The following is a 1439-nucleotide window of genomic DNA, read 5'->3' as shown; positions in this document are numbered from 1 at the left end:
GGAACCGCCCCGGACCGAGCCCTGGGGGCCTCCAGGGGCCTTCCTGTGCCGGTCTCTCCCTTCACTGGTCTCCTGGGGCGGCCTCGAACCCGGCCCTGATTCACCCACTAAAGGTGTCGGAGAGCCGCAAATCCTGGGCTATTCCCTCGAGGCCCTTCTCGGCATAACGCGAACGCCATCGCCCCACTGTTTCTCGCGTAACACCGAGCTCCTCGGCAATCTCTCGATTCTCCAGGTGCCTGGCAGCGGCAAGCACGATTCGCGCTCGCGTGACGACGCGCACCTCCGTTCGACGACCATCAGCCAATCGCTGCAACTTGGCCCGTTCACTCCGTGTCAGCGTGATTGTCGGCGCGACTCGCATGGCTTGCCTCCATGCAAAGTACGCCACGAGGGCTTAGATGTAACTATACGTCTGGCTATTTCTGCATCACACCACTAGGACGCGGTGAGTACGAGCTCCTGACGACCGACGGCACGCGCCTGACCTGCAGCCGCGCGCACGGTTCGGCTTTGCGGAGCGCGCTGAAGCTGTAGCGAGCCTCGAGCTCGCTGCGCCTACTCGTGCACGACCACGATGTTGCAGGTGCGCGTGGTCTCGTCGAACCAAATCTCGACCTCGCCGCGCTCGAGCAGGTCCAGGACCTCCCTGACTTTCGTCTCCCCCTCCACCATGTCGGTTCCGTCGCGGGTCACGAACTCCTCGATGATGCCGTGTAGCGCTTCGGGTGAGAGCCTGTCGGGCGAGATCTTGGTGCCTGGTTCCTGTTCCATGCCGAACGGTATCGTGCCGCGCTCGCGGCACGAGGAGTAGGAATGAATGCTCCGAAGACGGGGGGACAGGGGCTGGACAGGGGCCCGTCTTCGACCTGCAGCGATCGAAGGGGATCGCGCGAGCCTCGAATGAGTCGCCGCCTGCTTCCAGCCGATGCTCGAGGCGCAGGTCCGTTTCCGTTTGGGTGCCGCCGCGGCGAACGAGAACGACGTACAGGACGTGGCGGCGGAAGTGTGGCCCTTGGTCCAGGACGCAATCGCCACCTCTTCGGTCACGATGAGCTGCGACGCGAATCCTTCGGAGACGGCGGAGAAACTGACGCTGATCTCGTCGCCGCGACGCCTGGGCGGATCGAAGCGGACCTGCGCTTGCCGAATCGAGCCGGAGCGCAGCTCCGACAACACGCGCACGTCCGCGTTCGGGCAGGCGACGTCCTCGAAGCTCATCATGGGAGCTCCCGCTTTCGTCAGGCCCATGAGGATCGTGGGAACGCTGATCGAGAGCATCTCAGTCTCTGGCCGGGGTCGCGACGGACGAAGTTGCCCGCCGGAAGCACTAGTGGTGTGAGTCGAAAGTTCGGCGCATTTGTCCGGCCGCTTTCGCGCGGTGGCGGCGTTGCCCCAAGACAGTATCTATCCCTGGTGTGAGTAGCACAGAGGCTACG

Annotated in this window: 2 protein-coding genes; both read right to left on the bottom strand. The window is 64.1% G+C overall.

Going from position 1 to position 1439, the window contains the following annotated elements:
- Positions 1-100: 100 nt before the first annotated feature.
- Positions 101-364, bottom strand: coding sequence for a helix-turn-helix domain-containing protein (locus GY725_00420; GenBank protein MCP4002633.1), 264 nt, complete (start codon positions 362-364; stop codon positions 101-103).
- 194 nt (positions 365-558) lie between these two features.
- Positions 559-774, bottom strand: a complete 216-nt coding sequence (locus GY725_00415) for a YheU family protein (GenBank protein MCP4002632.1) — start codon at positions 772-774, stop codon at positions 559-561.
- Between the last annotated feature and the right edge of the window lie 665 nt (positions 775-1439).

This window comes from bacterium (assembly GCA_024226335.1).
GTDB lineage: Bacteria > Myxococcota_A > UBA9160 > SZUA-336 > SZUA-336 > JAAELY01.
Note: the sequence above shows the minus strand (reverse complement) of the source record. Positions and strands in the feature narration are given on the sequence as shown.

Excerpts from the sequence above, each read along its gene's own strand:
- GY725_00420 (MCP4002633.1), bottom strand. The coding sequence starts at position 364 with ATGCGAGTCGCGCCGACAATCACGCTGACACGGAGTGAACGGGCCAAG.
- GY725_00415 (MCP4002632.1), bottom strand. The coding sequence starts at position 774 with ATGGAACAGGAACCAGGCACCAAGATCTCGCCCGACAGGCTCTCACCC.